At 43.3% G+C, this 24,096-nt stretch carries 21 protein-coding genes; 16 read left to right on the forward strand and 5 right to left on the reverse strand.

All coding sequences use genetic code 11. The features are described 5' to 3' along the window. Positions 1-8 precede the first annotated feature (8 nt). Together cbiT and ACR5KR_RS20380 are read left to right on the forward strand one after the other, a co-directional pair. Positions 9-611 (forward strand): precorrin-6Y C5,15-methyltransferase subunit CbiT, encoded by a 603-nt coding sequence (cbiT, locus tag ACR5KR_RS20375; RefSeq protein ID WP_322669798.1) that lies wholly within the window; start codon positions 9-11, stop codon positions 609-611. A gap of 517 nt (positions 612-1,128) precedes the next feature. Further along, a complete protein-coding gene (locus tag ACR5KR_RS20380; RefSeq protein WP_445630755.1) occupies positions 1,129-2,016 on the forward strand; it encodes a phosphatidate cytidylyltransferase in 888 nt (295 codons plus the stop codon). A gap of 792 nt (positions 2,017-2,808) precedes the next feature. Here the strand turns inward: ACR5KR_RS20380 and ACR5KR_RS20385 are convergent. Beyond that, positions 2,809-3,522 (reverse strand): LmeA family phospholipid-binding protein, encoded by a 714-nt coding sequence (locus ACR5KR_RS20385; protein ID WP_445630754.1) that lies wholly within the window; start codon positions 3,520-3,522, stop codon positions 2,809-2,811. A 134-nt stretch (positions 3,523-3,656) separates the two neighbouring features. On the opposite strand from ACR5KR_RS20385, the gene ACR5KR_RS20390 reads away from it, so the two are divergent. Continuing rightward, positions 3,657-4,415 (forward strand): pseudouridine synthase, encoded by a 759-nt coding sequence (locus ACR5KR_RS20390; protein WP_445630753.1) that lies wholly within the window; start codon positions 3,657-3,659, stop codon positions 4,413-4,415. A 29-nt stretch (positions 4,416-4,444) separates the two neighbouring features. Continuing rightward, complete coding sequence (locus ACR5KR_RS20395) at positions 4,445-5,257, forward strand: helix-turn-helix domain-containing protein (protein WP_445630752.1); 813 nt, start codon at positions 4,445-4,447, stop codon at positions 5,255-5,257. Positions 5,258-5,412: 155 nt separating this feature from the next. Here ACR5KR_RS20395 and malQ read toward each other — a convergent pair whose 3' ends face one another. Continuing rightward, positions 5,413-6,927 (reverse strand): 4-alpha-glucanotransferase, encoded by a 1,515-nt coding sequence (malQ, locus tag ACR5KR_RS20400; protein ID WP_448267793.1) that lies wholly within the window; start codon positions 6,925-6,927, stop codon positions 5,413-5,415. A gap of 14 nt (positions 6,928-6,941) precedes the next feature. Between malQ and ACR5KR_RS20405 the strand changes: the two genes are divergently transcribed. The 5 genes from ACR5KR_RS20405 (at position 6,942) to ACR5KR_RS20425 (ending at position 12,397) form a co-directional block, all read left to right on the forward strand. Further along, the gene (locus ACR5KR_RS20405; protein WP_448267794.1) at positions 6,942-7,100 is read left to right on the forward strand and encodes a hypothetical protein; all 159 of its coding nucleotides are present in this window, start codon (positions 6,942-6,944) and stop codon (positions 7,098-7,100) included. Positions 7,101-7,113: 13 nt separating this feature from the next. Further along, the gene (locus ACR5KR_RS20410; protein WP_448267795.1) at positions 7,114-7,545 is read left to right on the forward strand and encodes an NUDIX domain-containing protein; all 432 of its coding nucleotides are present in this window, start codon (positions 7,114-7,116) and stop codon (positions 7,543-7,545) included. A 109-nt stretch (positions 7,546-7,654) separates the two neighbouring features. After that, positions 7,655-8,905: a Rid family detoxifying hydrolase gene (locus ACR5KR_RS20415; RefSeq protein ID WP_448267796.1), complete on the forward strand. Its 1,251-nt coding sequence runs from the start codon at positions 7,655-7,657 to the stop codon at positions 8,903-8,905. A gap of 115 nt (positions 8,906-9,020) precedes the next feature. Further along, a complete protein-coding gene (locus tag ACR5KR_RS20420) occupies positions 9,021-9,491 on the forward strand; it encodes a hypothetical protein (RefSeq protein WP_448270274.1) in 471 nt (156 codons plus the stop codon). Between the two features lie 932 nt (positions 9,492-10,423). Then, on the forward strand, positions 10,424-12,397 hold the full coding sequence (locus ACR5KR_RS20425) for a hypothetical protein (RefSeq protein WP_448267797.1): 1,974 nt from the start codon (positions 10,424-10,426) through the stop codon (positions 12,395-12,397). A 419-nt stretch (positions 12,398-12,816) separates the two neighbouring features. Here the strand turns inward: ACR5KR_RS20425 and ACR5KR_RS20430 are convergent, their stop codons facing one another. The 3 genes from ACR5KR_RS20430 to ACR5KR_RS20440 all read right to left on the reverse strand — a co-directional run bounded on the left by ACR5KR_RS20430 (position 12,817) and on the right by ACR5KR_RS20440 (position 14,523). Continuing rightward, a complete protein-coding gene (locus ACR5KR_RS20430) occupies positions 12,817-13,182 on the reverse strand; it encodes a hypothetical protein (protein ID WP_445630745.1) in 366 nt (121 codons plus the stop codon). A gap of 348 nt (positions 13,183-13,530) precedes the next feature. Beyond that, a complete protein-coding gene (locus ACR5KR_RS20435) occupies positions 13,531-14,202 on the reverse strand; it encodes a (2Fe-2S) ferredoxin domain-containing protein (protein ID WP_448267799.1) in 672 nt (223 codons plus the stop codon). 63 nt (positions 14,203-14,265) lie between these two features. Further along, complete coding sequence (locus tag ACR5KR_RS20440; RefSeq protein ID WP_445630743.1) at positions 14,266-14,523, reverse strand: Asr1405/Asl0597 family protein; 258 nt, start codon at positions 14,521-14,523, stop codon at positions 14,266-14,268. A 455-nt stretch (positions 14,524-14,978) separates the two neighbouring features. Here ACR5KR_RS20440 and dpsA point away from each other — a divergent pair, with 455 nt between their 5' ends. The 7 genes from dpsA (at position 14,979) to nblB (ending at position 24,000) form a co-directional block, all read left to right on the forward strand. Continuing rightward, the gene (gene dpsA / locus ACR5KR_RS20445; protein ID WP_448267800.1) at positions 14,979-15,533 is read left to right on the forward strand and encodes a DNA starvation/stress protection protein DpsA; all 555 of its coding nucleotides are present in this window, start codon (positions 14,979-14,981) and stop codon (positions 15,531-15,533) included. Positions 15,534-16,122: 589 nt separating this feature from the next. Next, entirely contained in the window at positions 16,123-19,404 is a 3,282-nt protein-coding gene (gene carB, locus ACR5KR_RS20450; protein ID WP_448267801.1) for a carbamoyl-phosphate synthase large subunit, read from the forward strand. Between the two features lie 634 nt (positions 19,405-20,038). Continuing rightward, positions 20,039-20,995 carry an RNA polymerase sigma factor, RpoD/SigA family gene (locus ACR5KR_RS20455; RefSeq protein ID WP_322686662.1) on the forward strand — a complete coding sequence of 319 codons (957 nt, stop codon included), beginning with the start codon at positions 20,039-20,041 and terminating at the stop codon, positions 20,993-20,995. 237 nt (positions 20,996-21,232) lie between these two features. After that, complete coding sequence (locus ACR5KR_RS20460) at positions 21,233-21,577, forward strand: DUF760 domain-containing protein (protein WP_322698271.1); 345 nt, start codon at positions 21,233-21,235, stop codon at positions 21,575-21,577. Positions 21,578-22,119: 542 nt separating this feature from the next. Next, positions 22,120-22,536, forward strand: coding sequence for an 8-oxo-dGTP diphosphatase MutT (gene mutT / locus ACR5KR_RS20465; protein ID WP_448267803.1), 417 nt, complete (start codon positions 22,120-22,122; stop codon positions 22,534-22,536). Between the two features lie 269 nt (positions 22,537-22,805). Then, on the forward strand, positions 22,806-23,270 hold the full coding sequence (locus ACR5KR_RS20470; protein WP_334853474.1) for a CBS domain-containing protein: 465 nt from the start codon (positions 22,806-22,808) through the stop codon (positions 23,268-23,270). A 64-nt stretch (positions 23,271-23,334) separates the two neighbouring features. Beyond that, positions 23,335-24,000 carry a phycobilisome degradation protein NblB gene (gene nblB / locus ACR5KR_RS20475; protein WP_445630739.1) on the forward strand — a complete coding sequence of 222 codons (666 nt, stop codon included), beginning with the start codon at positions 23,335-23,337 and terminating at the stop codon, positions 23,998-24,000. Positions 24,001-24,096 lie beyond the last annotated feature (96 nt).

Consider the following 24,096-nt stretch of genomic DNA (forward strand, 5'->3'; position numbering starts at 1 on the left):
GTAATTCTATGCCCTCCCAACTTTGGCCTTATATTACCCCCGGTATTCCCGATGAATTATTCGAGCATTTGCCAGGAATTCCTCTGAGCCAGCGAGAAGTCCGACTACTATTGATTGCCCAATTGCGGCTGAAATCAGATTCCGTGTTGTGGGATATTGGTGCAGGGACGGGTACAATTCCGGTAGAGGTGGGGCTATTGTGTCCAGGCGGACAGATTATCGCTATCGAAAGGGATGAAGAAGTAGCTAGTCTGATCAAGCGTAACTGCGATCGCTTTGATGTGAAAAATGTCGAAGTTGTTGAAGGCAGCGCCCCAGAATGTTTACATGACCTGAAAATTACCCCTCATCGCGTTTGTATTGAGGGAGGTCGCCCCATTCAGGAAATACTGCAAGCAGCTTGGCATTATTTGCCGCCATCCGGTCGGGTTGTAGCCACAGCTGCTAATCTAGAAAGTCTGTATGCTATTTCCCAAAGCTTTTCCCTATTAAGGGCTAGAAATATCGAAGTCGTCCAATCTGCGGTTAACCGCCTAGAGACACGCGGCTTTTCTCAAACCTTTACCGCCGTCGATCCCATTTTTATCCTCAGTGGTGAGAAACTGGATTAGGAAATGGGGCATAGGGGAGCCACTGCGGTCTTCTCCCTTGGCGCTAGCCTCTCACGAATGGGAGAAGGGGAGACGCTTTAGCGCATAGCGTCGGCGGCAAGCGAGTCCGCAAGCGTCTGGGGTCTCCCCAAGTGGAGGAGGCAGTGCGGTCTTCTCCCAAGGGGAGACGCCAAGGGCGATGGGGTCTCCCCAAGTGGAGCAACTGCCGTCAACTGCCGTCAAGTGGCGTCATAGGGCATTGAAAGAGGCGGCAAGGGAAGGAGGAAAACAAAGATGAGGAAGTAGGGGGAGCAGCCCTTCTCTACGAGACGCTGCGCGAACGACTACGCTCAGTGACCGGGGAGCAGGGGAGCAGGGGAGAAATGAATTCAAAATTCACGCATTCAAAATTCACGCATTCAAAAATTTTAGAACTTCTACCTCTCTACCTCTCTGCCCCATCCCCCATGCCCCATCCCCCATGCCCCATCCCCCATGCTCAATGCCTAATGCCCCATTCCCAATATTTAATACTTCTATGCCTTGGTCTCGGATTATTAGTGGAATTGTTGCGATCGCTCTTGCTCTTTGGGCAACCCTTTTTGGGGGTTGGTACTTTACCATCATCTTTGCGGTTATCATCTTTTTGGGTCAACAGGAATATTTTAATTTGGTGCGAGCTAGAGGCATCGCTCCTGCCGCTAAAACCACTATGGCTGTCAGCCAAGTATTGCTGGTGATTTGCACCCTTGATGGCAGTTTAGCTGACGCTGTGATGCCAATAGCTGGCACTCTTATTTGTTTTTACCTGCTGTTTCAACCCAAATTTGCGACGATCGCTGATGTTTCCGCTTCTATTATGGGGCTATTTTACGTCGGTTATTTACCAAGTTACTGGGTGCGATTACGAGCAATTGATAGCGCTGCTTTTAGCAATCTCCCTTTGGGGGGTTACTGGCCCACAACCTGGACAGATTTCTGGGAAAAAGCAAATTCCGCTTCTTTAGCACAAGGTTTTACAGCCACATTACTAACTTTTTTGTGTATTTGGGCAGCTGATATCGGTGCGTACACCATTGGCAAATTCTTTGGGAAAACGCGTCTATCTGACATTAGCCCGAAAAAAACTGTTGAAGGCGCTGTCTTTGGTATTACTTCAAGTGTTGCCGTAGCCATAGCAGGAGCCTATTATCTCCACTTGCCCAAATCTCCTTTCACAGGTTTAGCATTGGGTTTGCTGATTGGCATTGCTAGTCTTTTAGGGGATCTTACTGAATCTATGCTCAAACGGGATGCTGGAGTTAAAGATTCTGGGCAATTAATCCCCGGTCATGGTGGTATTTTAGACCGTACCGATAGTTATATTTTCACAGCACCTTTGGTTTACTATTTTGTGACATTACTTTTGCCACTACTTAGTAAATAGGTAAGTTGGGCATTGGGGAGGCAGTGCGGTCTTCTTCCTTGGCGCTAGCCTCTCACGAATGGGAGAAGGGGAGACGCTTTAGCGCATAGCGCCGGTGGCAAGCGAGGTACAAGCGTCTGGGGTCTCCCCAAGGGGAGGAGGCAGTGCGGTCTTCTCCACTTGGGGAGACGCCAAGGGCGATGGGGTCTCCCCAAGTGGAGCAACTGCCGTCAACTGCCGTCATTGCGCACTTATACTGAGTTTCGACTGTGCGGTAATCGAGCGACTTGTACTGAGTTTCGACACTTCGACTGCGCTCAGTGCATCGCTGCGCGGTAATCGAGCGACTTTTACTGAGTTTCGACACTTCGACTGCGCTCAGTGCATCGCTGCGCGGTAATCGAGCGACTTGTACTGAGTTTCGACTGCGCTCAACTACCGCGTAGTCGAAGTAAGTCGAGATTCAACTACCGCGTAGTCGAAGTAAGTTGAGATTCAACTACCGCCAAGTCGTTGGCGTGGTAACAGAGCGTTGGTCATTGAATTTCGACTACGCTCAATTACCGCGTAGCCGAAATGAGTCGAAGTGCAGCCTCTCTAAGAGTTGTATTGGGCCAGATCGTTTAAAATAACGTGAGTTCGACAAACCTCTCCTTCCCAGCCTTCCTCTTTAAAACCCAAAGACAGGAGCAATGAAAAATTCAACTTTTGCTCTCCTCTCCGTGTCCAAGAGGGGTTGGGGGAGAGGTCAAATAATACTTGTCCAACTCACGTTAAAATAGGGTATTAATATTTTTTAATTTGTGAGATCCGTCAAGGGTTAACATTAATCCGCCCACGACACACCAGCTTTCCTGGGATCAGCGTTAATTCTTGGATATCGACATCTGAGCCAAGATCGAGATTGTACTCATAATTATTTTTTAATATATCTCCTTGGTCTGGCTTGATTGGGATATGTACCAGTTGCAACTCATGTCCACTAAGTAATTGTAAGCCCAAACAAATCTCTAGAGGCGTTGTTTCACTATTGGTGACTCTCAAACCTCGCAGTATAATTTGGTTGTTCCCAAGGATAATTTCTTGCCACTTGATTGGTTGTGACTCGGGGTAATTTGTTGGTAAAACCTTAACCAATAGATCGCTCAATGCAGTCGATAATAAGTCTGATGAGAGAGAAGCATTAAGATCCTTCTCATCTACAATCAAATCGCCAACCACTGGTACTGTCTCTAACAATCGCAGGGGTTTTCCCTTGAGTACGGAGCCGAGATTGATCCGAATATTTTCTGCTATTAATTGAATTTGCGTAATTAGGAGACCTTGATAAACTGCATGAGTAGCAAAAACAGATACCGAAGGAATGCGTCCAGAGAAAAGTTGGCGATCGCTAGCTTTAATCTCCACTTCTAGTTCAGAGATTTGGCTGGTCTGCGATCTCAACCAGAGCTTGACTGCTGTTGTGAGTACCTGCGTAATTATGCGGATTTTATTTCCACTTGTTGTTTGGGAATTTTGCTCTGGCATTTAACCAATTTGTTTAAGAGTATTTGCTCAACAACCGAACCGAAATTAAATAAGCTTTAAATGTAACATTTATGCCTACTCGCTACAAAATGCAAATATCATTTAATTGATAACAATAAATAAGCAATTTCCACATGGAGGTACGGTTACAAAAAATTCTTGCTCAATGGGGTATCGCCTCACGTCGTGAAGCCGAAGAAATGATTAGGCAATCACGGGTGCGGATTAATGGAGTATTGGCACATTTAGGTCAAAAAGTCGATCCCGAAAAAGATGCGATCGCAGTTGATGGTCAGCCTGTATCCCAAAAGCAGCGTCCGGCTTTAATATATCTATTGCTGCACAAACCTGCGGGAGTGGTTTCTACTTGCTACGACCCTCATCGCAGACCAACAGTCCTGGATCTACTACCGAAAGAATTACGGGAGGGTTCAGGTATTCACCCAGTTGGTCGTCTAGATGCAGACTCTACAGGAGCATTAATCCTGACTAATGACGGAGAACTGACATTTGGACTAACCCATCCACGTCACAGTATTTCCAAGACATATCATGTTTTGGTCAAAGGACATCCTCCAGAAACGGTACTACAGATGTGGCGTCAAGGTGTGATGTTGGAGGGTAGAAAAACCAGAGCCGCTAAGGTATGCCTCATAAAACGTCGTACCGAGGAAAGCGTTTTAGAAATAGTATTGCAGGAGGGAAGAAATCGTCAAATTCGCCGGATAGCTCAACAGTTAGGATACCCAGTAATCAAGCTGCATCGGACTGCTATCGGCCCAATTCAATTACAAACTCCAAAAGAACCCTTTTTGTCAGAGGGTAAATATCGTTCCCTCAAAGATTATGAAATTCACTTTTTGCAAGATCAGATCGCGCAACCTAATTATTGATTCAGTGGAGTTAAGGAGTGTCAGTAGGCATGAAATGGCTAAGAAAGAAGAATAAGCACCAGCCATCACTTTCATTAGAGGAACAACGAGCCGAAAAGTTGGCAGAATTAGGCGCTCAACTTTGGGCTTTGCGTCAAGAACAGGGTTTATCTCTAGAGCAAGTGGTTGCATTGACCAGGATTCCCCGACGATTATTGCAGGCGATCGAAGAAGGTAATTTAAACGATCTACCAGAACCAGTCTATATTCAGGGTTTGATCAGACAATTTGCCGATGCACTAGGCTTGAATGGAGTAGAATTTTCTGGCACTTTTCCGATCAGTTCTGCACAAGTTAGTCCTCTAAGTAGGGGGAATACTTCACCCCTAGCTCAACTGCGTCCGATTCATCTTTACTTTCTTTACATATTCCTAATAGTATGCTCTGTAAATGGGTTATCTCAGTTATTAAATAACGCCTTACTACAAGCAAGTAATAGCCCAAACCAGCAATATCCAAAACAAAAGTCTGTTGTTAAACCAGAAATAGCTCAACTAAAAGAGTCAACACAGGTACAACCTGTCAGCGATACCCTGAGCGGTGTCCAAAAGAGACAGGTTGTACAGGTTGGTGTAACTTTGAAAGCCTCATCTTGGATTCGTATAGTAGCCGATGGTAAAACCGAGTTTGAGGGTATTCTGCCAGAGGGAACTCACCGAGTTTGGAAAGCCCAAGAGCAACTGACAGTGAAAACTGATAATGCTGGTGGGGTGTTGGTGAGCGTCAATCAAGAGAAAGCCAAGGAAATGGGAGAGCCAGGGAAAGAGGAAGAAGTTAGGATTGCTGCCAAGCCTAAGTTTTAAAATATGAGGCATGGGGCATGGGGTGTTAGGAGTGCTGAGTTAGGAGTTAGGAGTTAGGAGTTAAGAGTTAAGAGTTAAGAGTTAGGAGTTTTGTTTATCTCCTTGTCCCCCTGCTCCCCTGCTCCCTTGCTCCCCTGCTCACTCAGCCCCACTCCTTACTGGACTTGATCTTCCGGAGCGCGTCCATTGAGTTTAGTAAGAGCTTTCAAGCGATCGCGCAATTCGTCTGTTATCGCTCCTGCTCGATAGCGCCACTCCCAGTTCCCCTCAGCAACACTGGGAAAATTCATCCGTGCTTCGTTTCCTAATCCCAAAATATCTTGCAAAGGAATAATCGCTTGGTTGGCTACAGAACTCAAAGCTAGGCGAATTAAATCCCAGTGAATGCCATCAGGGCTGATAGAACCTAAATAAAGCAACAAGTTTTGCTTTTCCTCGTCCTCAGCTGTATTGAACCAGCCTATAGTTGTATCATTATCGTGAGTTCCGGTATAAACTACAGCATTGTGCGGATAATTGAATGGTAAAAATGGATTAGCGGAATCAGCACTAAAGGCAAATTGCAAAATTTTCATCCCCGGAAATTCATACTTGTCTCGCAGCGCTTCTACCCCTGGTGTAATTACTCCTAAATCTTCTGCTAAGACGGGTAGCTTGCCCAACTTTTGCCGAATCACTTCAAAGAAAGCATCTCCAGGCGCTTCCACCCATTTACCATTTATGGCAGTTTTTTCACCTTGCGGCACAGCCCAATAAGCCTCGAAGCCGCGGAAGTGGTCAATACGAATTATATCTACATAATCCAGCATTGCCTCAAAGCGCTGTACCCACCACTTAAAGTCTTGTTTTTGCAATTCCTCCCAGTTATAAACCGGGTTGCCCCACAATTGACCGGTGGCGCTAAAGTAATCTGGTGGAACTCCTGCCATTAGGGCAGCAGCTCCTGTCTCTGGATCTAAACAAAACATGTTGGGATGCGCCCACACGTCGGCACTATCATGAGATACGTAGATGGGGATATCGCCAATAATACTAATGCCGCGCATATTAGCGTAACTTTTTAGTTCTGACCACTGGCGGAAAAACTCAAATTGGACGAATTTGTAATAATAAATCTCTCCGTTGAGCCGATGCTGTACTTGCTCCAATGCTTGTGGGTCGCGCTTGACAAATTCTGGTTTCCATGAGTGCCAGTTTGCATTGTCGTTGGCATCTTTCAGCGCCATAAATAAGGCGTAATTATCTAGCCAATAAGCTTTACTGTCGCAAAAACCTGCAAACTCTTTTTGCTGAATGGGCGTAGCATTGGCTCTAAAGTTGTCACAGGCTTTTTTGAGTAGCGCAATCTTAATCGGCACAACCTGCTCGAAATCGACCTTTTCTACCGGGAATTCTGGTAAATTAGCAAAGTCTTCCTCAGATAGTAAACCTTCTTCTAAAAGCTTTTCTGGGCTAACTAACAGAGGATTTCCTGCCATTGCTGAGTAGCACATATACGGAGAATTGCCGTATCCAGTGGGGCCCAGTGGTAAAACTTGCCAATATTGTTGATGGCTTTCTTTAAGAAAATCAATGAAGCGATAGGCTTCTAAGCCTAAATCCCCAATGCCAAATCGACTGGGAAAGGAGGTAGGATGCAGCAAAATGCCACTGGATCTAGGAAAAGGCATAAGTAACCTGAATTATGAGAGGGAGCAATTGTCTGATGGAAACGCTAGGCGATCGCATCGAATTTATCACGGAACGGTATTTGCAGGGGAAAGTCATTTGTCATTTGTCATTTGTCATTTGTTCTTGGTTAATGCCCAATGCTCACCTAATTAATCCAAAATCCAAAATCTAAAATCCAAAATTGTATGACTTACCGAAATCCTACACCGACAGTTGATATCATTATTGAACTAGTAGATCGACCTCATCGGCCAATAGTGTTAATTGAGAGACATAATCTACCTTTAGGTTGGGCTATTCCTGGTGGTTTTGTAGATTATGGCGAAGCGGTGGAAGTGGCGGCCCGGCGCGAAGCTCAGGAAGAGACGGGTTTACAGGTGGAATTAGTTGAACAATTACTGGTATATTCTGACCCAAATCGCGATCCGCGTCAGCATACGATTAGCATTGTGTTTTTGGCGACAGCTACGGGGGAACCGGTGGCTGGAGATGATGCTAAGGGCGTAGGCATTTTTGAGTATTGGCGTGTCCCTGGTAATTTATGTTTTGACCACGATCGCATTCTGCGGGATTATTGGCGATATCGGCATTATGGGATACGTCCGAGGTTAGGGTAAGAGGGACGAACCGCCAAGACGCCAAGGGCGCAAAGGGAAGAGGGGAGAGGAATATCTGTGACACAAAGTTTTTGTGATTATACTGTGTCAGGGTATTTAAGGGTGCATTATGGATGCTGAGGAAGTTTTAAAACAATATGCACAAGGTCAACGAAAGTTTCATTCAGTAAATCTGAGAGGAGTAGACCTCAAAAGTGCAAATCTGAGTGGGATAGACCTAACAAGTGCAGATTTGACAGGAGCGGATTTAAATAATGCCAATCTGAGTAAGGCATGTCTTCAAAGCACAAATTTTACCAGAGTATCTTTGACAGGTGCAAATTTTAGTGGTTTAGTCGAAAGCTCTCATTTAAATTTGAGTTGGGCAGAGCTAACTAGTGCCAACTTTAGTGGAGCAACTTTAAATAGCGCTAATTTAAGTAATGCCAACCTAGATAATGCCAACTTTAGTGATGCTACGCTAAGTTCTGCCAATCTAACTGAAGCTTCTTTGAAAGAAACAAATCTCGTGAGAGCTAACCTTAGTAATGCAAATTTAAGTGGGGCTAACTTGTTTGAAGCTGATTTTAGTCAAGCAAACCTAACACGTGTGATACTCAAAGATGCTAATTTGCAGGGAGTCAAGATTCGGGGTGTTAATTTATCTCAAAAAGATTTATCAAGCATGAATCTGGCTGAAGCTGATCTAGGTGCAGCAAATCTTAGAGGCGTAAATTTCAGAAAAGCCTGTCTAAAAGGGGCAAATTTAGAGAGAGCGGATTTACAACAAGCGGATTTAATGAAAGCAAATTTGAACGGAGCAAATCTTAGAAAAGCTGACTTAACTGGAGCAAATCTTTACGGAGCTAATCTGCAAGATGCAGACCTGACTGGTGCGATAATGCCAGATGGAGAAGTCTACAAGCCGATCGCTTCTCAGGTAGAAATCGATAAACAGGAAACATCGCTAGAGAAAGTAATATCTATGACCCGTAAAGTAATTAATACTGATAACGCACCCGCACCAGTCGGCCCTTATAATCAAGCGATCGCAGCTTCTGGTCAATTTGTATTTATAGCTGGACAAATTGCCATCGATCCCCGCCTTGGTAATGTCGTCTACACTGATGATGTCAAAAAACAAACTGAGCAGGTATTAGCTAATCTTGAAGCCATCCTCACAGCAGCTGGTGCGACTTTTCAAGATGTGGTGAAAACCACTGTATTTTTAGCTGATATGAATGATTTCGCGGCGGTGAATGCCGTTTATGCTAAATATTTCCCGGAAGATACAGCCCCAGCGCGGGCTTGTGTGCAAGTATCGCGCTTACCGAAAGATGTGTTGGTAGAGATTGATGCGATCGCTGTGATTGGCGGTTAGGAAAAATAGAACAATTGACAATTGTAAGTATTTTTGAGTGTTCGCTTCTGATGAATGCGATCGCCTTTACAACTTTGGGAATACTGAAATTAAGTACCCTAAAGGAGTATTAAAAATGGCAGAAAATCGTATCAGTGCCAGCCTAGACCCAGCAGACAAAGAAGCAGTCATGCAGGCGATCGCTACAATTAGAGAAAAGTTACCGTTTTTGGTTGATTTGACCCCTGAAGATCGGCGAACAATGCTGAAAATGGGAGATAAAAGTCGGGCTTTTGTCAGCAAAGCTTTACAAGTGGCAACACAAAACCCTAACTTTTTGCCTCGTTACTTTGATTTAGAAGAAATGCGCCGGGACTTAGAAATATATGAGGACTTGTATCCGGTGCTGTTGTCTCTAACGCAACTGCAAGAATTGGTGGATGATACCTGTATAGCTGCTGCTAGTGAAGCATACGCAGCAGCATTAGCATATAGCTACGCCAAAGCTAGCGGTGATGTCGCAGGTTTAGATGCAGTAATTGATGAGATGGGACGCAGGTTTAACCGCCGTTCTAAGAAGAAGCAATCCGAAGTCCCAGTTAGCTAAAACTTGAAACAGGCAATTATACCAGTTGTCAACTTGGTAAAATACACGTCATTTGTAGGGGCATAACATTGTTATGCCCTTTTCGCGTTTTATATCTAAAGATTTTTGAAACCCGCGCAGGTGGGTAAAGTCTCGTGTAGCCGCGATTTCTATAGTGCATCTCGTTAATCTAAAATACACTTTGACCTCTCTCCAAACCTCTCCCCTACAAGCTACGGTGTACACACAAGTCGTGAAATTCTACCTGACACTTGGTTTCGTCCTCTAGCAATAGGATTGTGCGATCGCTCCGAAAGCCTGTAATTGCGAGGAGGAACGACGAAGCAATCGCTTTAACTACGGGATTATGCGATTACTTCGCTCCGCTCGTAATGACAATTCAAGGGGTCTATAACGCCTGAAACCCTTGCAGATACCACTTGTGTGTACACCGTAGCCTTTATAAGGGGAGGGTTAGGGTGGGGTAAAAGACTTGTGTGTACACCGTAGCCCCTACAAGGGGAAGGCTTTAAATCTTACTCCCCTTCCCTTGTAGGGAAGGGGCTGGGGGTTAGGTCTATATTAGACTCCATCGATAAGCGCTAAGTCGTCAAGGCATTTTTGAGCCTCAGAAGGTCAAAGTTGAGCCTCAGAAGGTCAAAGTTGAGCCTCAGAAGGTCAAAGTTGAGCCTCAGAAGGTCAAAGTTGAGCCTCAGAAGGTCAACGTCGAGCCTCAGAAGGTCAACGTCGAGCCTCAGAAGGTCAACGTCGAGCCTCAGAAGGTCAAAGTTGAGCCTCAGAAGGTCAACATTGAGCCTCAGAAGGTCAACGTCGAGCCTCAGAAGGTCAACACATAAAAATTATCTCGAAAAAGTTTAGTAAACTCCGAAATACACTTTGTATATTTGGTAGTTCTGTTTATAGACATTAACGCCTCAAAATTAAATCTTGTTATGAATACCCAAGACAAGCCTAAGAGTTTACAAGATATTGTTAAACAACGTCAACAATCAAATTTTGTCGGTCGTGAAGACCAAATAAACCGATTTCGCCAAAATTTAACATTACCAGTAGAAGACGATCGCCATTGTTTTCTGTTTAACGTTTGTGGTCAAGGCGGAGTTGGTAAAACTACCTTGCTGCGGCAGTTTCGGAAAATTGCTGATGAAGCAAAAATGATTTCGGCTTGCATTGATGAAGCTGAAAAAACTATACCAGAGGTTATGGGTCATATAGCTGAGGAGTTAGAACAGCAAGGTTACAAACTAACGCAGTTTAGCGATCGCTACAAAGTCTACTGCCAAAAGTGCCAAGAATTAGAAACAGATCCAGATGCTCCTCAAGGTTTTTCCGCTTTTGTTGGGAAAACTATGGTAAAAACTGGTGTGCATCTGGCGCGTCAAGTTCCCGTTGGCGGCGCTGTATTTGACTTTGTAGATGAAGATGCTTTAGCCACCCAAGCCGGAGAATGGGCATCTTATGTTGCTAAGAAAATAACCAATAAAGATGAGGTGCATTTAGTTAAAGAACCTAAAGAAGTTCTGACCCCGCTATTTTTGCAAGATATTTCTAAAATTGCTGATAAAACTACTGTTATCCTGTTTTTCGATACCTCAGAACGCACCGCAGAATTCCTAGAGAACTGGCTACGGGAAATTTTTGAGAATCAACACGGTAAAGTATCTGCCAATATATTAATGATTGTTGCCAGTCGGCAAGAATTAGATAAAAATGACTGGGCATCCTACGAAGGATTAATAGCTCGTTTGCCTCTAGAACCGTTTACAGAAGAAGAAGCCAAACAATATCTAACTCACAAAGGCATTACGGACAGTCGGATTGTTGAAGTAATTTTAAACGTTTCTGGAAACTTACCCCTGCTAATGGAAATGTTAGCAGATGCTCATCCCAATCACCCCAACCAGATAATTGAGCCTAGCAGCAGTGCTGTAAAAAGCTTTTTAAGATGGATTGACGATCCCAAACGGCGACAAGTGGTGCTTGATGCTGCCATTCCTCGGTGCTTGAACCGGGATGTTATAGCCAAGTTAAGAACAGAAGAAGAAGCTGATGAGCTATTTACTTGGCTCAAAGAAACATCTTTTATCAACGAACGTAGCAACGGCTGGGTTTATCATGATGTCGTCAAAGCCCAAATGTTATGCCACAAACGCCTTTCATCACCGCAGAGTTGGGCTGATATACATGGTAAGTTGGCTCAATATTATGACAGCCTGCGAAACGATTTGCAATTAGAGGAAGATCAGAAACAGCGCGATCCTAGCTGGCAAAGTCACACATTAAATATTTTCTACCATAAATTATGTCAGTCACCGCAAAAGAATTTACTTCTAGCTCTTAATGAATTTCTTGCTCTGGTCAAAAATCAACCCACTTTTGCTCAACAATATGCAAAAATCATGCTTCAGGCTGGTAAAGATGCGGATTCTGCTGAAGTTCAACGTTGGGGTAAGCAATTAGTAAATGGGTTAAAAGCTTATGAGGAAAAACGTTATGAAGATGCTGTGTATAATCGTGCTTTAGTCTACTTAGCTCTTAAACAATCAGACAAAGCACGGGCTGTGATAGTGCCTGCTATCAAGCTTGCTACAGAGCATTGTCAAAAAGATCCCAAAGACTGGAGTAATACCTTTAATTTAGCCCTTTACTATTTGGCTGCTCAATACACTCAACAAGCAAACCGCTTATATCGCCATGCCTTATCAGAGGGTGCTTCTTCAGAATCTATTGGTAAAGCTATCCAAGACCTCAATAACTTTTTAATTCTCTTCCCTGACCATCTGCAAGCTACATCCATCCGACAGATGTTGCTGTTTTGTCTAACGAAGTCATGTAATTTGCAACCTACTCTCCAGGAAACCCACAAATCCCAACAACAAACTGCTAATCAATTTCCTCTCTCATAATGCAAGTCCATTTGAGTGGACTTGCATTATGAGCCTGGGATTTCCACCTCTGGCACAGAAACGGGTAAGCGCAATATCTCAGCTAAGTTGCATTCGAGAGACTGGCGGCTGAACGCAATTACACAAAAATATGAAGCGGTTTTTCCTTTCTCATGAAAAAGTGTTGCGATCGCTCAATCTAATTCTGTATCTAAATGAGACACTACGCATAGCTTGCTTCACCGTAAGAGACACAATCCAAAATTTAAAATTCAAAATGATATCAGCCAGCTAAGGGATTTCCAAATAAAAAAATATTCCATCGCTTTTAGGGCAGAGGGGGCAGGGGGCAGGGGGCAGGGGGCAGGGGGAGGAAAAGTTGTTTTGATTCCAAAAATTGGACAATTTATTTTTTGGAGTTCCCTAAAAACGCGATTTGTCTAAATCCACTCAAATCCCTGTGTGGCTAAAAATTCTTTAGCTGGTTCCAAAATATCTTTACTTAAAATCAGTTTGACTTTTGGCGAACTAACATACAAACGAAAACGCTCAATAAATAGTTCGTTAGCAGGTTCAATTTTCCTAATGGCACTCCAGGGAATCAACAACGGCGTAAGTCCAAAGCTAAACAACGGGAAAATACTCAAATAAATCCCTTGAGAATTTGTACCAACGTTTAAAGTTCCTTTGTAATACGCCAAACCCACAGAACCGCTTTGCATTCGGGAGAAGTTTTGTGGCGGCGCTTCTTGAGTGCTGTAGAGTTTAGCGAGGCGATTCCAGTCATGACGGAATACAAAAATCATGACTATCGTGCTAAGTGGGAAAAAAACGATGTATATCCACTGCGGGGTGTGTGGCATTTGCTTTTAAGTCATTGATGATTGACGCTTCCACTGTAAGCGATGTCTAACAACAAGCCTCAGTGCGTCTACGTATTCATCAATCAACCACATTCCCTTGAATCTTTTTAAATTATCGAAGCATCCCAGTCAAAAATTGCTTAATAAAAATCCTTTTCATTCAAAAAACTGGCCTTAATTAAAGCCAGTTTTTTGATTTGATTGCAAACTTCTAGCGGGCTTTACGGCCGAGTATTAACGGAACACACTTGAGAAGATATTATTAAGCTTTCTCATCGAAATGTCAAGATTTTATGAACTACTTCCCCAAAGTTTGCCATTAGATATCGCTACTTCCCTTAAATTCTCAGGCTGTGATTCTAAATTTTTGTCGCCAAAATGCTGATTCATCAAGGCTGGAACCTGTGCAGCTTGAATTCGGCTATGGCGGGTTTTATCTGGCATTACTAAATTCGGCCCAGCTTTACAGTTCTTCATACAACCAGTGCCCTTGATTGTAACTTGGTCTTCTAAACCGCGATCGCTTAAAGCTGCCTCCAACGCCTGACAAACTGCTTTACCACCGCGTTTCATACAATCAGACTTTTGACACACCAAAATCGTGGCCTTAGTCTTAGCTGGTTTTACCTTGACATTATCAATAGATGGGGGTTCTTGGACTGGTGCTGCGATCGTTTGAATCGTTGCTGTTTCAGAACGCGCCGCCATCACACGTTCAGCTTTGAGTGTAACTTTGTCTTTTTTTATATCGTATTCTTTATAACCAACAACTTGTAGCCAAGTACCTGCTGGTAGCCGCAAATCAAAAGCAGCCCGTAAGTGTTTAGCGAGTTTAACGTAGCATTCACCCTCATGAGTACTTAGCAGTAAACCTTTCAGCTTATAGCCGTCTTTTATAACAAAATCTATAAATCTGCCCTCAAGGCAAAATTTTGATACTTCCAGATTGTGAGATGCACCCATTTTTTAACCTCCTTTTAACTAATACAAGCTGTCAAGCGAGATATTCTCAGCAGTAGCAAAAAATTAGAACTGTTGATAACGACTTTTCCAGCAACACTCAAGAGTCCAAATTTGGTCTTGACGAGAGGCTGTAAATCGCCGTACTACACTCCAAAGTTGAACAGCCGCAGTCGGATTGCTAATTTCAACTTTTAATGGCTGGTTAGCCGCACAAATACAAGGAATGTCTAACTCCTCTAAGCGTTGATAGACTTGCCAGCGGTCTACCCAATTCACCTCTACAAGGTGGTTTATTTCTATTTCTGAACTATACGATTTCAAGAGAATTGCCCTCAAAGTGCAACAAACTTGTAGTAACTACGGCCATTTAACTTCCTGCTTTTTGAAAATCTTAGTAATCTAGCCTCTTAAAACCAGCATACCTTAAGTGCAAACAATTCTCATTAATTTTGCAAAAAAAATAAAATTCTTGCAATCATCCCATGAGAGAGATCCGGTAAATGACAAGGAGTATTAGGACGAGAAGGCATTTACTCCTTTATCTCCCCTCACTCCCCTCAGGAGGTATACACACTTAACTGTTCATGTCAATAGTAATGAGAAAGATACACAACTCGATGAGCGTGCCATAATCCAGCAAACAATAAACTTAAGAATTTTAGTAAACAAAAATACAAAATCTTGTAATGGCAAATTGGCTTGCTCTGATTGTGAAAATGTTAATATGTAAAGAATAAGCAGTTAAAATCTATAATTGCTAAATAGCGAGGAGAACAATGTCTGAAACGCAAACTTTGTTACGGAATTTTGGTCATGTATATGACAATCCTGTATTGCTGGATCGCAGTGTAACTGCTCCAGTTACAGAAGGATTTAACGTTATATTAGCTAGTTTCCAGGCACTGTACTTGCAGTACCAAAAGCATCATTTTGTAGTTGAAGGCTCAGAATTTTACTCTCTGCATGAGTTTTTTAACGCAAGCTACAACGAAGTACAAGACCACGTTCATGAAATTGGAGAACGTTTAGATGGACTGGGTGGTGTACCAGTAGCTACCTTCAGCAAACTAGCAGAATTAACCTGTTTTGAGCAAGAATCTGAAGGCGTATATTCCTCTCGCCAAATGGTGGAAAACGATCTAGCTGCCGAACAAGCAATCATTGGCGTAATTCGCCGCCAAGCTGCTCAGGCAGAGAGTTTAGGCGATCGGGGCACACGCTATCTGTACGAAAAGATTTTGTTGAAAACTGAGGAACGTGCCTATCATTTATCTCACTTCCTCGCCAAAGACAGCTTAACTTTAGGGTTTGTCCAAGCAGCTCAAAGCTAAAATTCTCATAATCTAGATTTGTCTACCTAGACTGAAAAAAAACTTGGCAGCACCAACTATTAAAATAAGATAAAAAATGGCAGAGAATAGTATCCCTATTCTCTGCCATTTTTAATTTAAGTAAACATATTTATATAATATTTAACGTTGAAAATATTTAGCAATTAGCTAGTTAAAATAAATTTTTATCTAAATAATCTATTTGTGCATAAATAAGCAGACAGATATATACCAAAATAAACGATCGTTTATCACAAAATTCATCAGATTAAATAATAAAGATTCGCAAAAGCTTTAGAAATTTGAGCATCATAATTAAATAAAATTAAAAATACAAAATAATCATTGGGCATGGAGAAAGAGACAAGGTAGACAAGGAAGACGGGGGAGACAAGGGAGAGACTTGTCCTGTTGTCTCCCTTGTCCCCCTTGTCCCCCTTGTCCCCCTTGTCCCCCTTGTCCCCCTTGTCCCCGTTCCCCACTCCTCCCTGTCATCAAACTTAGAAAACTTAATAATAAAAAGCACCAGAGGGGGTAAAGACCCTTAAAATGATCAGGATTTCTATTTTCGTATTCCAAGGCAACGACTATGCCCCGCCGTGACGACCTCCAGAAGATTCTGCTGTTAGGTTCTGGTCCAATTGTGATCGGACAAGCCTGTGAGTTTGACTACTCTGGCACTCAAGCCTGCAAAGCGCTCCGAGAAGAAGGCTATGAAGTGGTTTTGGTCAACTCCAACCCTGCAACGATTATGACCGATCCGGAAACGGCCGATCGCACTTACATTGAGCCGTTGACACCGGAATTGGTCGAAAAAGTCATCGAAAAAGAACGCCCTGATGCTCTTTTACCAACGATGGGAGGACAAACCGCCCTCAACATCGCTGTTGCTTTAGCCAAAAATGGGGTGTTGGAAAAGTACAGCGTTGAATTAATCGGCGCTAAACTCCCAGCGATCGAAAAAGCTGAAGATCGAAAGCTGTTTGGTGAAGCAATGGCAAAGATCGGAGTAGCTGTGTGTCCTAGCGACACAGCCGAATCTTTAGAAGAAGCCAAAGCTGTTGCCCGCCAAATTGGTAGTTATCCCCTAATTATTCGTCCAGCTTTCACAATGGGTGGAAGTGGCGGCGGCATTGCCTACAACCAAGAAGAATTTGAAGAAATGGCACAAGTAGGTATAGATGCCAGTCCTGTTTCGCAAATTCTCATTGACCAGTCTTTACTCGGCTGGAAAGAATATGAACTCGAAGTGATGCGTGACTTGGCAGATAACGTGGTGATTATCTGCTCCATCGAAAACCTTGACCCGATGGGCATTCACACCGGAGACTCAATTACCGTCGCTCCCGCGCAAACCCTCACTGATAAAGAATATCAAAGGCTGCGGGATATGGCAATTAAAATCATCCGCGAAATCGGTGTGGAAACTGGTGGTTCTAATATTCAATTTGCCATCAATCCGCTGAATGGCGATGTGGTTGTAATTGAGATGAATCCGCGGGTTTCCCGCAGTTCAGCTTTGTCTTCCAAAGCTACGGGTTTCCCCATTGCCAAAATGGCCGCAAAATTGGCTGTAGGTTATACCTTGGATGAAATTAAAAATGACATCACCAAGAAAACTCCCGCATCCTTTGAGCCGACAATTGACTATGTGGTAACAAAAATCCCCCGCTTCGCCTTTGAGAAATTCCCTGGCTCCGACCCAGTGCTGACAACCCAAATGAAGTCTGTGGGGGAAGCAATGGCAATTGGGCGGACATTCAACGAATCCTTTCAAAAGGCACTGCGATCGCTCGAAACCGGACGTGCTGGTTGGGGTTGCGATGGAGCCGAAAAATTACCCAGTGGCGAACAAATTCGCGCCCAACTGCGGACACCTAACCCCGATCGCATTTTCTCCGTGCGCCATGCCTTGCAACTAGGAATTAGTGCTGAGGAAATATATGAACTGACTGGTATTGACCCGTGGTTCCTAGATAAATTTCAGCAACTATTAGATATCGAAAAATTCCTGAAGCGGACAACTTTACAGCAATTGACAAAAGAGCAACTTTATGAAGTGAAGCGCGATGGATATAGCGATCGCCAGATTGCCTATGCCACCAAAACCACTGAAGATGAAGTTCGCGCCTACCGCAAGTCACTAGGAATTATCCCAGTTTATAAAACCGTAGATACCTGCGCGGCTGAGTTTGAAGCCTTTACCCCCTACTACTATTCTACCTACGAAGAAGAAACAGAGGTAATGCCCGCAACCAAACCAAAAGTGTTGATTTTGGGTGGAGGTCCCAACCGCATTGGACAAGGAATTGAGTTTGACTATTGTTGTTGTCATGCCGCCTATGCTTTGAAGGATGCGGGGTATGAGACGATTATGGTTAACTCTAACCCAGAGACAGTTTCGACAGATTACGATACCAGCGATCGCCTTTACTTTGAGCCGTTAACAAAAGAAGATGTCCTTAACATCATCGAAACTGAAAATCCAGTCGGGGTAATTATCCAGTTTGGCGGACAAACCCCCCTAAAGTTGGCTATCCCACTCCAGCAGTTTCTCAGCACTCAGGACTCAGCACGGGCTAAACGCCCCGCTGACGCTAACAGCACTCAAATTTGGGGTACATCGCCAGATTCCATAGATATGGCAGAAAACCGGGAGCGGTTTGAAAAGATTCTCCAACAGTTGAATATTGCCCAACCACCTAATGGTATTGCACGGAGTTATGAAGATGCGCTGGTTGTCGCCAAACGTATTGGCTATCCAGTGGTGGTGCGTCCCAGTTATGTGTTGGGGGGACGGGCGATGGAAATCGTTTATTCCGATTCTGAGTTGGAACGCTACATGACCTTTGCGGTACTCGTAGAACCAGAACATCCGATTTTAATTGATAAGTTTTTGGAAAACGCGATTGAAGTCGATGTCGATGCGATCGCCGACCATACAGGAAGAGTGGTAATTGGTGGTATTATGGAACACATTGAGCAAGCTGGAATTCACTCAGGAGATTCTGCTTGTTCCTTACCTTCCATTTCCCTATCACCAGCAGTTCTCAATCAGATTCGTACTTGGACGATACAGCTAGCACAAGCATTGTCAGTCGTAGGGTTGATGAATATTCAATTTGCCGTTGTCGGTGCAAGCAGTTATTCTCCCCAAGTTTACATTTTAGAAGCCAATCCCCGTGCTTCTCGCACAGTGCCATTTGTATCTAAAGCTACGGGCGTACAGCTAGCGAAACTAGCATCCTTAATTATGTCGGGTAAAACCTTAGAGGAGCTAAATTTTACAGAGGAAGTCATTCCTATACATATTGCTGTAAAAGAAGCTGTATTACCCTTTAATAAATTCCCAGGAACTGATACAATATTGGGCCCAGAAATGAGATCCACTGGTGAGGTGATGGGGATTGATAGCGACTTTGGCCGTGCCTTTGCCAAAGCGGAGATGGGTGCTGGGGAGCGTTTACCGTTAACGGGAACTGTATTTGTATCAATGAGCGATCGCGATAAAGCTGCTGCAAGTGGTGTGGTGAAAGAATTTATCGATTTGGGCTTTACAGTGATGGCTACCCTTGGTACACGTCGAGTTCTTCTGGAACATGGGTTAAATGTTGAATTAGTGTTAAAACTCCATGAAGGTCGTCCCCACGTTCTTGATGCGATCAAAAACCAGAAAATCCAACTTATTATCAACACACCTTCCGGGGAAGAAGCCCAGACTGATGCTAGGTTAATCCGCCGCACAGCTTTAGCTTACAAAATTCCCATCATTACTACCATCGCTGGCGCAAAAGCTACCGTCGCCGCCATCCGTTCCTTACAAAATACTACTTTGGATGTAAAAACTATTCAAGAGTATTGCCCTCTTTAGGAAGTAGGGGGGCAGGGGGCAGGGGGCAGGGGGCAGGGGAGCAGGAGAGATGAGGAGATGAGGGGACAAGGAGATAAACAAAACTCCTAACTCATTACTCATTACTCATTACTCAGCACTCCTAACGCCCCATGCCCCATACACAATTCCCGATTTACAATTCCCAGAAAAATTAAACAATTGTTAGAAGAGAATGAATATAGTTCTCATTGAGATACTTTAACAAATATGAGGAAAATTATTTGAATTAGATATTTTCTTAAATTAACTTTTAGTCAGCCTTAAGATAGAGGCCAACATTCGATGAACTGGAATAACCAGGAAATTTCATGTCGCCATCTAGCCAAAATCTTCTCATAAATGTTACAATTGTTAATAGGAGTTTCATAAAAAATGTTTAAAAAGCAACTTTTTATCTAACTGTAGATACTTGTGAAAAATAGAAAATAACTGTAGTTTTAGCAGTTAAGAAGCCTAAATTTGATTATTATGAGCAGCCGAGTTTCTCAGGCGCGTAAGTTGCAAACCATAGCATGGGTTCCCAGTCTGACTGGGTAGCACCCTAATAAATAAAGAAAGCATCTATCCCTTAATGACCCTACCGCCAACCCCATCATTACCAAAGAGTAGCGCCATGAAGACCGCTCAGACAGCCACAGACCTCGTGCGGACTTACCTGCGTGAGATTGGCCGCGTGCCACTTTTAACCCACGAGGAAGAGATTTTCTATGGTAAACAAGTGCAACGTTCCTGCGCTTTGCACGAATCAAGAGAATCTCTTGCCACCCAGCTAGGTTATCAACCGACTCTAGAAGAGTGGGCCAAAGCAACAAACCTAGAACCAGCAGAGTTAAACGAAGCGATCGCTGATGGTGAGATTGCCAAGCGTAAGATGGTAGAAGCCAATTTGCGGCTGGTAGTCTCCGTTGCCAAAAAATACATCAAACGCAACGTCGATTTATTGGACTTGATCCAAGAAGGTAGCATTGGTATGCAACGGGGCGTAGAAAAGTTTGACCCCACCAAAGGGTACAGATTTTCTACTTATGCCTATTGGTGGATTCGACAAGCTATTACTCGTGCTATAGCTGAAAAAGCTCGTACCATTCGGTTGCCGATCCATATTACCGAAAAATTAAATAAGATTAAAAAGGCACAGCGCCAATTGTCTCAAAAGTTGGGACGTGCTCCTACGGCTGGGGAGCTAGCTCAAGAATTAGAATTGACGCCCAAACAAGTGCGAGAGTATTTAGAAAAGGCGCGTTTGCCTCTTTCCTTGGATTTGCGGCTGGGTGATAACTACGACACCGAACTCGGAGAAATGCTGGAAGATCCAGGAGCTTCTCCCGAAGAGTTTGTGATGCAATCTTCTCTATCTTATGACTTAGATCGTCTGATGGGCGATCTCACGCCACAACAGAGGGAAGTAATCACACTGCGCTTTGGCTTAACTGATGGGCAAGCCCTGACTCTGGCTAGAATTGGTGAAATATTGAACATCAGTCGAGAACGAGTTCGACAAATTGAGCGCGAAGCCTTAAGCAAACTTCGCAAGTCTAAAGCCAACATGGATGAATATTTGGCAAGTTAGTCATTTGTCATTAGTCATTTGTCATTAGTTATTAACAAAAGACTAAAGACCAATGACTACTGACCAATTTGTGAGAAAATACGCTGACTTTGGTACGGTTACACCTACTTCCACTCTGACGCTAGGCTGTTACATTAGTTGACAGGAAGACAAAATAACTAAGTCAAATCCAAAACAAACATTTAATATTCAAATCACAAGCACCGCAGCTAATAGTGGTAGTTAAGGAGCTAAAAAATGAGTAACCCATCCAATCGTGTCTCAGAATTTTTTAATAGCGAAGCAGAAACTAACGATTTACTATGGCAGTACGTTAAATCCTTGAGTCCAGAGACAGTTACCCAGCTATCCAAACCCACGTCTGCCGAAGTCTTTCAGGTGATGGAACGGAATATTACAGGACTATTAGGTAATCTACCTTCAGAACATTTTGGTGTTACTGTCACCACAAATCGGGAAAATCTAGGTAGGCTTCTTGCTTCTGCGATGATTAGTGGTTATTTCTTACGTAACGCCGAACAGAGAATGAACTTTGAAATGGCTTTACAAGGATCTGAAACTGACAACAGCGAAATTGACTAGAAATGTAAAATAAATTCAATATTGTTGGGTTGATAGCTAGTCAAGAGCTAGTCATAGTTACGGCAATACGAATTGAAAATAAGTCTCTGCGAAATCTTTGCCGCTAATTCTCAATCATGCATTAGCTAAGTTTTTTGAAAATATCCAAATAGTGACGAATTCAGGTTGAAATTTCAACGCAGAGGAACGCGGAAGTTGACGCAGAGGAACGCGGAGTCTTTGATTTCGCTTCTCTGTGAACTCCTGTAATTTTTTGATTAATTCAATCAATTATATGATGTCAGGCTAGTTAGTTATAACTTGCGAACCTATGCAGAAAGCATAAAAATTCCTTCCCTCTAAGTTTCTGCGGTCTCTGAATAATAAGTCTTTAACCGGACACGATATTAGATAAAGGCTTATTTATAAATGATTAATGCACATTTGTGGATAAAGGAATAGTGCCAAATGACCTTTGCAATAAATCTAAACTCGGCAGAGTTACAACTAATCTGCCGAGTTTTGTTATTAGAAGTTAGTATCTCTTATCTCCCTATTCAACTATGAGTGAAACCAGTTCTTTCCCACCCCATAAAATCATTGGTGTTGCAGTAATTTGGAATGACCAAAACCAAATTTTAATTGACCGCCGTCGTCCAGAAGGAGCAATGGGTGGTTTGTGGGAGTTTCCTGGTGGTAAAATAGAGCCTGGTGAAACCATCCAAGAATGTATCCAACGGGAAATTTCTGAAGAACTAGGAATAGTAATTGAAGTGGGAGAGCATCTGATTACTATTGACCACAGTTATACAAACTTGCGCGTTACCCTCATAGTACATCATTGCCGCCATCTTACAGGTGTCCCCCAACCTTTAGAATCCGATGAAATTCGCTGGGTAAGTTTGGAAGAACTGGAGCATTTTACTTTTCCGAAAGCAAATACTCAAATTATTGCTGCATTAAAAGGGACTGAGGGCTAGGAAAGAAGCAGAGGGAGAAAGGGTGCAGGGAGCACAGGGGACAAGGGGGACAAGGGGGACAAGGGGGAATTATTGAACAAATCTCTCCCAAGTCTTCCCCCTCTTCCTTGTCTACCTTGTCTCTTTTCCATGCCCCATACCCAATGACAAATGACAAATGACAAATGACAAATAACCAATCCCGTAACAATCTATTAATTGCATCAGGTTGAGTCCCGCAATTTTCTACAATAGGCGCAGGGACTTTGATTTAAGGTGTCAGCAAATAAATGCCTAAAACCGTTGCCGATGTGATGAGCCGCGATCCTATTGTTGTCCGGGAGGAAACTCCACTCAAGGAAGCTATCCAAATTCTCGCAGAACGCCATATCAGCGGACTACCTGTTGTGGACGATCTCGGTAAATTGGTAGGCATTATCTCGGAAACAGATTTGATGTGGCAAGAAACTGGTGTTACTCCACCTGCCTACATTATGTTTCTTGATAGTGTTATCTATTTAAAAAATCCTGCTACGTATGACCGTGATTTGCACAAGGCTCTAGGGCAAACCGTTGGGGAGGTGATGAGTAAAAACCCGATCGCTATTTCCCCTGATAAAACTTTAAAAGAAGCAGCTACAATCATGCACGATCGCAGCGTTCACCGCTTGCCAGTACTTGATAGTACAGACCAAGTAATTGGTATCCTGACTCGTGGTGATGTTATTCGGGCTATGGCTGCTAGTCAAGATTAGTCAAAAATAGAGACGCGATTCATCGCGTTTGTCTTTTATACATTTGAAAATCAAGGATAACTAAATGAGTATTACTCCGGAGTCTGTTAAGCAATTGCTCAGTTCTGAGGATTTAGGCGATCGCTTACGTGCTGTAAATCAAATCCGCGAATTGGAACCTGCGGTTGGCTTTGAATTAATTCAAAGTGCTATTGGCGATCGCAATTCCCGTGTTCGTTACTCAGCAGTGAGTCAAATGGATACACTCGGAACCCAAGATTTACAGATATCCTTGGATATCTTGCGCGATCGCTTGCTTCATGACTCCGAAGTAGATGTACAAGCAGCAGCAGCAGACTGTTTGGGCGCTCTCAAGTTAAGCGAAGCTTTTGAAGATTTACAGCAGCTTTATCATACAACCAGTGAATGGCTAATACAATTCAGTATAGTTGCTACATTAGGAGAGTTGGGCGATCCGCGAGCCTTTGAACTACTCAAAGAGGCACTCTCATCAGAAAACGAGTTAGTCCAAACTGCTGCTATTAGTTCTTTGGGTGACTTGGGAGATGTACAAGCAATTCCTCTCTTGGCTCCCTATGCTACCAACCCAGATTGGCAAATTCGTTACAGACTTGTACAAGCTTTGGCTCGTTTGGGTAATCCAGAAGCTAAATCTATATTAGAAACTCTGGCGAATGATGAAGTAGAAGCGATCGCAAGCGAAGCGAAACAATCTTTGCAGTCTGTTTAAGTCTATCTAATACCAATTTGAAAAAAGAATGCGACAAATAGACCATTTGTAGAGATGCGATGAATCGTGTCTTTATCCAAGAATGTGTTGCAATCA

This window comes from Nostoc sp. DSM 114159, from assembly GCF_053470285.1.